10 protein-coding genes are annotated in these 8,533 nt (G+C 26.5%); 2 read left to right on the top strand and 8 right to left on the bottom strand.

The window, feature by feature from the left end; genetic code table 11:
- Positions 1-83: 83 nt before the first annotated feature.
- Complete coding sequence (locus BZ132_RS05560) at positions 84-1,418, bottom strand: CpaF family protein (RefSeq protein WP_011406742.1); 1,335 nt, start codon at positions 1,416-1,418, stop codon at positions 84-86.
- A gap of 94 nt (positions 1,419-1,512) precedes the next feature.
- Between BZ132_RS05560 and BZ132_RS05555 the strand changes: the two genes are divergently transcribed.
- Positions 1,513-2,448 (top strand): 50S ribosomal protein L11 methyltransferase, encoded by a 936-nt coding sequence (locus BZ132_RS05555; RefSeq protein WP_052273667.1) that lies wholly within the window; start codon positions 1,513-1,515, stop codon positions 2,446-2,448.
- On the opposite strand, the gene BZ132_RS05550 is transcribed toward BZ132_RS05555, so the two are convergent.
- The 7 genes from BZ132_RS05550 to BZ132_RS05520 all read right to left on the bottom strand — a co-directional run bounded on the left by BZ132_RS05550 (position 2,441) and on the right by BZ132_RS05520 (position 7,316).
- Positions 2,441-3,682: a tripartite tricarboxylate transporter permease gene (locus tag BZ132_RS05550; protein WP_011406740.1), complete on the bottom strand. Its 1,242-nt coding sequence runs from the start codon at positions 3,680-3,682 to the stop codon at positions 2,441-2,443. The genes BZ132_RS05555 and BZ132_RS05550 overlap by 8 nt on opposite strands.
- Before the next feature lie 116 nt (positions 3,683-3,798).
- Positions 3,799-4,065, bottom strand: a complete 267-nt coding sequence (locus tag BZ132_RS05545; RefSeq protein ID WP_011406739.1) for an elongation factor 1-beta — start codon at positions 4,063-4,065, stop codon at positions 3,799-3,801.
- 39 nt (positions 4,066-4,104) lie between these two features.
- Positions 4,105-4,269, bottom strand: coding sequence for a zinc finger domain-containing protein (locus tag BZ132_RS05540; RefSeq protein WP_011406738.1), 165 nt, complete (start codon positions 4,267-4,269; stop codon positions 4,105-4,107).
- A 1-nt stretch (position 4,270) separates the two neighbouring features.
- Positions 4,271-4,930, bottom strand: a complete 660-nt coding sequence (locus BZ132_RS05535) for an amino acid kinase (RefSeq protein ID WP_011406737.1) — start codon at positions 4,928-4,930, stop codon at positions 4,271-4,273.
- A gap of 10 nt (positions 4,931-4,940) precedes the next feature.
- Entirely contained in the window at positions 4,941-5,279 is a 339-nt protein-coding gene (gene pth2, locus BZ132_RS05530) for a peptidyl-tRNA hydrolase Pth2 (RefSeq protein ID WP_011406736.1), read from the bottom strand.
- Between the two features lie 10 nt (positions 5,280-5,289).
- Entirely contained in the window at positions 5,290-6,480 is a 1,191-nt protein-coding gene (locus BZ132_RS05525; protein ID WP_011406735.1) for a YcaO-related McrA-glycine thioamidation protein, read from the bottom strand.
- 212 nt (positions 6,481-6,692) lie between these two features.
- Positions 6,693-7,316, bottom strand: a complete 624-nt coding sequence (locus BZ132_RS05520) for a site-2 protease family protein (RefSeq protein ID WP_011406734.1) — start codon at positions 7,314-7,316, stop codon at positions 6,693-6,695.
- Between the two features lie 145 nt (positions 7,317-7,461).
- Between BZ132_RS05520 and BZ132_RS05515 the strand changes: the two genes are divergently transcribed.
- Entirely contained in the window at positions 7,462-8,463 is a 1,002-nt protein-coding gene (locus tag BZ132_RS05515) for a Xaa-Pro peptidase family protein (protein ID WP_011406733.1), read from the top strand.
- Positions 8,464-8,533: the final 70 nt, after the last annotated feature.

Genomic DNA, 8,533 nt, shown 5'->3' with positions numbered 1-8,533 from the left:
CTAAGTTTCTGACAATGACTTTTTCTTAGTTATATGTAAATAAAGTTTTATTGTTTTAAATCCCACATATTCTATAAATTCTCTCATAATGTCTTTTGATGGTAATTATTTATAATTTCATGTACTTTTTCTATATTCATGTTTTTATCATGATATTTTTCTAAATATTTTTCTCTTTCATGTATTTCTTCATGTACTTGTTTGTATGTGAGTCCTGTAAGATATGCTATTTTATTCAATGCATTACAATTTATTGCAGTGTATTTTATACTATCATTCACTGAATTGTATTTGTATATTGTATTTAATTGAATTTTATTATTCTCCATTCCAACAACTTCAGCTACATCAGTTATTCGCCTTATAATTCCATATTTTGGATGATAAATTCTTTTTTGCATTATTATAAAATCTATTGATTTGATCATAATGTTTGGAACGCTCATTGGTGGGTTTGTTAGTCGTGTTATTGTTTCATATGTTGAATTAGCATGTAATGTTCCCATACCAGAATGTCCAGTATTTAATGCTGTAAACAATGTTATTGCTTCGTTTGATCTTACTTCTCCTATAATTATTCTATCAGGACGTTGTCTTAAGGAGTTTTTTAGTAGTAAATCCATTGTTATTTCACCTTTATTTTCAATGTTGGGTGGTTTTGTTTCAGTTCTAATGATATGTTTGTGTGGTATTTGTAATTCAAGAGTATCTTCTATTGTTATAATTCTTTCATGTTGTGGTATAAATGATGATATTGTGTTGAGTGTTGTTGTTTTTCCACAACCAGTTCCACCAGCTATTATTATGTTGGATGGTCTAATATGTAATCCTTCAATTACTATCCAGAGAAATGCTGCTAAATTTAATGTTAAGGTATTTTTATTTATTAAGTCAAAGATTGTATAAGGATTTTTTCTAAATTTTCTTATTGTTAATGTTGGACCATCTGCAGTAATTGGGGGTATTGTTGCATTTACTCTACTTCCATCATCTAGTCTTGCATCTAGTATTGGGCTTTGTTTATTGATTTTTCTTTGGATATTATTTGCTATTTTATCAATTATTTGGCGTATTTCCATATTATTTAGTTTTATATTGGTTAACATCATTCCTTTTTCTCTATGATAAACATATACTGGTTTTTTACTTCCTATTATCATTATTTCCTCGAGGTCATCGTCATTTATCATGTCATCTATTTTACCATATCCTTGAATATCATGTAATAATTTATTTAGAATTTTATGATTTGTGGTATTTTTAGTTATTAATTCATGAATTACATCTTTATTTATTATAGATTTTTCATTGTTAATTTCTTGTTGTATTATTTTTTCTTTTATTTTTTGATATTCTTGTATTTCAGTTTTATCTAATTGTGGTTCCTTTTTAGTTTTATATATTTCCATGTATTTCATAATGTGTTGCTCTATTATATTTATTACTTATTTAATAAATAGTATTACAATTTATTTTCTAAATTATTTTTATAATAAATACCATACTATTATTATGAAATGTAGGTGTAAAAGAAATTGTATAATATCACGAAATGAGGTTCTTGAAGATATACAGACAAGATATAATCCATGTTCTGACTGTTATACAAAGAAATTAAAGAAATCAATTCCAATAAAAAGACAGTTAAATCTAGATGATGTTGATAAAAACTATAAAAAATGTACTAGTTGTAATAAAAGACACATTGATACTGTAATGGCACATGTATTGAAGATAATGATTGAAAATGGTTTTTTATCAACAACTAGTTCAATAAGAAAGGTAGGTACACCATTAATAACTCCTGCAGTTCCATTAAAAACATCACCATATTTACCAGAAAAATCATTAGTTTTAATAACACAGCATACTGATAATAAAACATCTGAAAAAATTTATAATTCTGTTCCAGAGATAAAATCAGTGATTAAAGGAGATATAAACAATACTGTAGGACAATTAAATGAAAATAATGGTATTCATAACTATAAATTACAATCTGGATGTGATATTAGGTGTGATATTCAAAAAACTGATGTTGGAGAAATTTGTTTATATAAACCACAATCAAAAATTCATATAGAATATCCTAAGGAAGAATCATTAAAATTAAAACAGGTAAATGAAATTCTTAATAAATATGATAATCCAACAGTCCTTGATGCAATGTGTGGGGCAGGAACACTAGGAATCTATGCTCTTTTAAAAAATGCAAAAAAAGTACATTTCAATGATATATATGATATAGCAGTAGATACAACCGAAACAAATCTTAAATTAAATAACATTCCATGTGATAAATATGAAATTACACAAGAGGATATTTGTAATTTGAGTTGTACTAATCAAAGATATGATGTGGGACTAATTGATGCTTTTCCAGGTGTGGATACTAGTGGATATGAAACCTTTCTTAAAAAAATATGTAAAGAGATTTATATCATATAATACCAATATATGTTAAAATAGAGGGGATAATTAAAACACCCATTAAATTACTTTTACTTAAATCAAGTGTATTTACTAAAATTCCAAGGCTAATACTTGTAATGTAACAAAGTATTACATACCATATACATCCCTGACTTAATATTGTATAAAAAAATACAATCATACTTATTAAAACAACAATAAAAATATTTAATTTATTATAATCAACTTTTTTTATATTTTTAATTAATAAATCACCTAACTTAATTGAAACAACACATGTAACTGAAACACATACTAAACTAACACATATAAAAAATAATATATGAATCAATGTGATATCTTCAATTAAATTATTAACATAAACACTTATAGCACTACGTGGATTACTAATTAAATAAATAGCAATCAATGAAAATAATGTGTCACAAACATTAATTCCACTATTTGTGACTAGAAAATTATCAACTTTTATGTCTTTATTTAATGTAATAATCTGTGCAATTAAAGTACCTTGGGCTGGACCAAGGCCTGGTAATAATCCCATAATACAACCTGAAATACTGCCAGCAAAAACTGATTTTTTAAATTTAGAGTCAATTACAATATTCTTTATATCTTTTTGATGTGGAATTTTGGAATTATTATTGATGGAGTATATTAGATTACTTACACTAAATAATCCTGATAACATGGAAAGAAGAGCTATATTACTACCTAAATTACCATTTAATAGAACTAACCCCATAATTCCCGAGACTAAAAATATAAGAGTGCTCATTAAACGCTTATTATTACTCTTATTACTAAAATATAATATTAAAATCATTATAATAATTAATAAAATACCAATGTATTCTTTTAATCCATAATATATTAAAGGTAATACTATAAAAAGAATTGGCATTATAATAATCAATAAAACAATGGAACAATATCCTCCAAAGCTAACAAGTCGTATTGCACCCATAGATTCTCCTTTAAATAACATTCTATGTCCTGGTTGTACTGATAAAACAGTATCTTCACTTGGAATTCCCATAAGCAATGAGGGTATGAATTCTATCATTGCATGTGTTAGTGCAATAGATACAAGAAATGTGGAAATAACTAGTGGATTTGTAATAGAAAGTAATGTGGGGGATGTTGAAAATATTATAATTCCAACAGTATTTACATGTAATCCTGGCATTATTCCAGTGATTGTACCAATGATTATTCCAAATATCAAAGTAATTAAAATATCAAACATAATCTATTAATACTATTTATAAAATAAGTAATACTTATCTTTTATCTAAAATATTAAAAAAGACTAAAATATAAAAAAAGAATATAAAAAAGTGATTGTAAGTATAAAAAATACACTTACATTAATCTTCTAACATCAGTTACTTCAACAGATTGAATTTCATCAAGTGCTGCTAATGCTTCTTCTGCTGGTTCAGTTCCACCTTCACCATCATCAACTACAATAGTAACATTTAATGCAATTAATCCAAATCCAATAGGTTCTTCTTCAATTCTTTCAAAAGAATCAGCATCTATTGTATTTTTAATAGTTTCTTTCAATGCTTCTAAGTCAATTTCAGGACTTTCAGGCATTACTTTTAATATTGCTGCTACATCAGACATTAATATTTCTCCTTAAGATTTTATTTAATTTTGAATTATTTAAGGTCCTTTAAATCCACATTCACATGTGTATTCATGTCCAAAAGTTCTGCATTTAGGACATCTGTAAATTTCTGCATCACATTCAGGACAATGGAATTTTACATATTTATCTATTGGTGATATTTCTTGTTTACAAGAAGTACAAATCATTTTTTCTGCCATATTATTTTCCTCCTATATATGTATAAACATTATTCATTGTATGGTCACTGTTTAAATGAGCTAGCACCCTATCAGGATATTTGCCATTTATTACATAACAGTTTAAATGATATTTAATTAGTAATTTTGGTAAACATTTATCTACAGAAGTTTCTTCAAAAAATAATAGTTCATTTGCATTTACTTTTTTAATAAGTTTTTTGTTATTTGAGAAAATGTTACCGCTATATATACCATCTACATTTGTTAATATTAATAGTTTAGCATTTATTTTACTTGCAACCCAACATGCTATAGAATCACTAGTAACATTCCATGAATGATCTAATGGATCTTCTTCTTTTAATAGGTCGTATGTTAATAATAATGGGATTTTATCTGTTTTATGAACTAATACAATTTCATCTAACTTTTTAATTAAAGTAATATTCCTATTTTTATCAGCAATTAATTTTCCAATAATATTCATACATTCTATTGCAGTCCAATGATTAACATTATTAGAATAGTTATATTCTTCATGATATTCTCTTAAAATATTTGCTAAGTCGCCACCACCATTAATTAAAACAATTTTTTCCTTAGATTTTTTAAAACATTCACATAACCTATTAACATGCTCTGGAAATAAACTTCCACCTATTTTAACAACAGTTACCATAACATACCTTCTATAATAATTTTAGATGACCAGTTAACTTGTCAATCTCTTCATCAGACCCTGGACCAATTCCTAAACAAGTTCTTGTAGAAGGTTCAATCTGTGTATGACCAGCATCAGTAATTAATGAATGTGGAAGATCAGTCTCTTTTACAATGCTATTAAGTTCTAATAATTCTTTCTCAGAAGATACTTTAAGAACAACCTTTTTCTGTCCACTAAGTTCCCATGCTCTGAGTCTTGATTTATCAGCATTCTTATAACAATTTAAACTAGCATGACATGCTTGGGCAGCAATTTTTCCTTTTCCCATTTTAAGATCTGTTCTCATAATTATAACTTGTTTCATCTAATCCTTCCTATATTATTAAGTCCTTAGGTTTTAGTCTATTACCCACACGTGATGAATCAACACTAAATAACTCCATACCCGGTATTATTACACGTACAACTGGTATATTTATATCTCGTGTTAAATCAACATAATAAGCATCTTTTATTCCAGTTTTTTCAAGAAGTTTCATTGTTAATTCAATATCTTCCTTAAATGAATTTTTTGATTTATCAGGTATGTCTTCAATATTTATAGTTTCATCTGATTTTCTAAACCAATGTCTATTTATACGTTTCATTCTATCATAACCTGTATCTCTTAAGAGATTTGCTCTGGTAGTATCTTCACGAGTTCCATGTATTTGGGTTGCTCTACTTTGAGCAACTTCTGTAATAGCACGTATGGCTGCAATATTTGCATCAAGATGTGTTCCAATACCAAGTGTAAGTAATGCAGGATCTTTAAGAGTTAAATCTTCAGATACAGCACCTATTGTAGGAATATCATTGTCACTTGTCAAGTCAAGTAATTTAATATATACATTAGCATTTCTAAATTTTTCTATTAATTCACATACATATTCATTAGTTGCATTTTTACAATTAATTTCAGGTTTATTCTCTTTAAATGCTTCAAATAAACTCCATGCATCTCTTTCAACTACTTCCATCATTCCATGAAATATTGCTTCTTCTATTGTATTTCCTGATGCCAAACCATTAGTATTTGATAAACATATATGATGAACATCTTCTGTTGTATATGGATGGAATACTACATTAGCAGGTATGTATATTTCACGTGAAGTTTTAATAGAATATCCCTTAATCCATTCTAATGCATTATCATTATAGGAATTTCTTGGTAAAATTAGACTTTCAGGATTAAGACAGTTTTCTGGATTATATTTTTCTAGTATTGTGTTTTCAGTTCCTTGTATTTCCGCAGAATATCTTTCAACTGCTTCCATAATGGATGAAACCTTTGCATGTATCTCTGTGGGACCCTTTCCAGCATAAACACTAACAGCACCTTCTTTGGCAAGTGGCCTTACAGATGTAAAAACAGGTATTTTTATTCTATCTAAATGTGTTATATTTGAAGTTCTTGTTAGACCAATATCTGTAGTTATTTTAGATATTTTTTCCAAGGTTTTTTCAGGAGAACTTGTTCTATGTGTTGATGTTTTATAAGTAATAGGAGATTCATTTAACATATTTATCAATTATTATCTTTTTTTTATCTTAAATTAGTTATTAAGATATAGTTATGTATTTTTTGTTTTTTATTATTTTATGGATTTTATAATCTTTTGTTTTAATTAGTAGAAAATATATTTAAATGGAATCATGTAGTTGATAATTAGAAATTAATATCTTGAAAAAAATAAGAAGTATAGTTTATAGTAAAAACTATTTTTTTAGGTTACTATAATAATATGGATGAGTAGGAAGCATATGTTAATAGGCCTGCAACCACTATACTTACAATCCATAATGGAAGATTCCATTTCATAACTTTAGAACCATCTAACATAGGTATAGGTAATAAGTTAAATAATGCAAGGAAACTGTTAATATGGAATCCTATCATTGCTGTTATCATTAAATATGTGGATAGGGGTGATGATAATAAGAAAAATGGTTTTAAACTAATTTCAATTAATAAGAATATCACTGCAAGAATTATATTTACTATTGGTCCTGCTATTGAAATTTTTCCATTTTCTTCATCTGTAATTATTCCTGTATATGAACCAATATATACTGCACCAGGTGCTAGGAATATAAATCCAAATAAACCTGTTATTATTGCTATGAGTAGTCCTGTATTCCATTTTCTAAATTCAGCAAAAAATCCATATTTTTGTGCTACATATTTATGTCCAAGTTCATGTAATATAAAACTAAGTCCAATAGTAACTAGTGAAATAGGAATCAAATATATCATCATTCCAAATGTACCATTACTGTATAAATATGCAAATAATAATGTTATTACTATAATAGCTATACTCAAATCTTTAGTTTCTGTTTTTGAAAATTGAAGCATTCTAATCCTCCAACTGTTTTTATTTTATATTAGTATTATAATTATTTATTATTCTACTTTATATAATGTTTCTAATATATAATATGATATAGTAAAAAAATTTAATTTTCATAATAGATTATAAGAACCAGTGGAGGAATTTTATTTGAAAAATGAGGAAATATTAAATCAATTGCAAGAAGAAAATATTGATTCTATGTTTGTATATAAACCAGAAAATATAAAATATATTTCTGATTTTTATCCATCAAGTTTTGCATATTTAATTATAAATAAAGAACCAATATTATATGTAAATAGTATTGATAAGGTTGATGCTCAAAGGGAATCTTCAATTGAAGTAAGGGATATTGAACGTCTAGGTAAAGTAAATGAGTTATTAAATGGAAAAATAGCCATTGAAAAATCTCTTGACTTTGAATTTTTACAATTTTTATCTGATGATTATAATAAATTAAGTGTATCTAATGTAATTGAAGATATGCGAAAAACTAAAACTAAAGAGGAAATAACAAAAATAAGAAATTCCATTGGAATAGCAGAAAATGCTATTAAAGAGATTGATTTTACAAGTACTGAAAAATTTGCTGCTGCATCTTTAGAATTTGACATGACAATTAATGGATCTAATAAACCAGCATTTGATACAATAGTAGCTAGTGGGTCTCGTTCCAGTTCTCCCCATTCTGAAACTTCAATGAATCGTGTTGAAACTCCTATTGTGGTTGATTGGGGTGCAAGATATGATCATTATTGTTCTGATATAACAAGGACTTTTATTGATTCTGAACGTCAAGAAGAGATTTGGAACATAGTTCTTGAAGCTCAAAAAGAAGCTATTAAAACAATAAGTCCAGGTGTTAAATTTGCTGATGTTGATAAAGCAGCAAGGGATGTTATAAGTGAGTATGGTTATGGTGAGTATTTTATACATAGTACTGGTCATGCTTTTGGTTTAGATATTCATGAAAATCCAAATATTTCATCAAAATCTGAGGGTGTTTTAGAAGAAAACATGGTTATTACAGCAGAACCAGGTATTTATATTCCTGGAGAATTTGGTGTACGTATTGAGGATGATGTTCTTGTTAAAAAGAATAGTGAAGTTTTAACAAGTTTAGATAAGAAATTAGATTTTACTCTTTAATTTTTTATTCTTTTTTTAAAACAATTTTTATATATTATTTAAAATCATATTATTATATATAAAAGTAATA

The sequence above is a fragment of the Methanosphaera sp. DEW79 genome (genome assembly GCF_003266085.1).
In the GTDB taxonomy this organism is placed as follows: domain Archaea; phylum Methanobacteriota; class Methanobacteria; order Methanobacteriales; family Methanobacteriaceae; genus Methanosphaera; species Methanosphaera stadtmanae.
Note: the sequence above shows the minus strand (reverse complement) of the source record. Positions and strands in the feature narration are given on the sequence as shown.

Coding starts and splice junctions, on each gene's coding strand:
- BZ132_RS05555 (WP_052273667.1), top strand. CDS start 1,513: ATGAAATGTAGGTGTAAAAGAAATTGTATAATATCACGAAATGAGGTT.
- BZ132_RS05525 (WP_011406735.1), bottom strand. CDS start 6,480: ATGTTAAATGAATCTCCTATTACTTATAAAACATCAACACATAGAACA.
- BZ132_RS05550 (WP_011406740.1), bottom strand. CDS start 3,682: ATGTTTGATATTTTAATTACTTTGATATTTGGAATAATCATTGGTACA.
- BZ132_RS05545 (WP_011406739.1), bottom strand. CDS start 4,065: ATGTCTGATGTAGCAGCAATATTAAAAGTAATGCCTGAAAGTCCTGAA.
- pth2 (WP_011406736.1), bottom strand. CDS start 5,279: ATGAAACAAGTTATAATTATGAGAACAGATCTTAAAATGGGAAAAGGA.
- BZ132_RS05560 (WP_011406742.1), bottom strand. CDS start 1,418: ATGAAATACATGGAAATATATAAAACTAAAAAGGAACCACAATTAGAT.
- BZ132_RS05520 (WP_011406734.1), bottom strand. CDS start 7,316: ATGCTTCAATTTTCAAAAACAGAAACTAAAGATTTGAGTATAGCTATT.
- BZ132_RS05540 (WP_011406738.1), bottom strand. CDS start 4,269: ATGGCAGAAAAAATGATTTGTACTTCTTGTAAACAAGAAATATCACCA.
- BZ132_RS05535 (WP_011406737.1), bottom strand. CDS start 4,930: ATGGTAACTGTTGTTAAAATAGGTGGAAGTTTATTTCCAGAGCATGTT.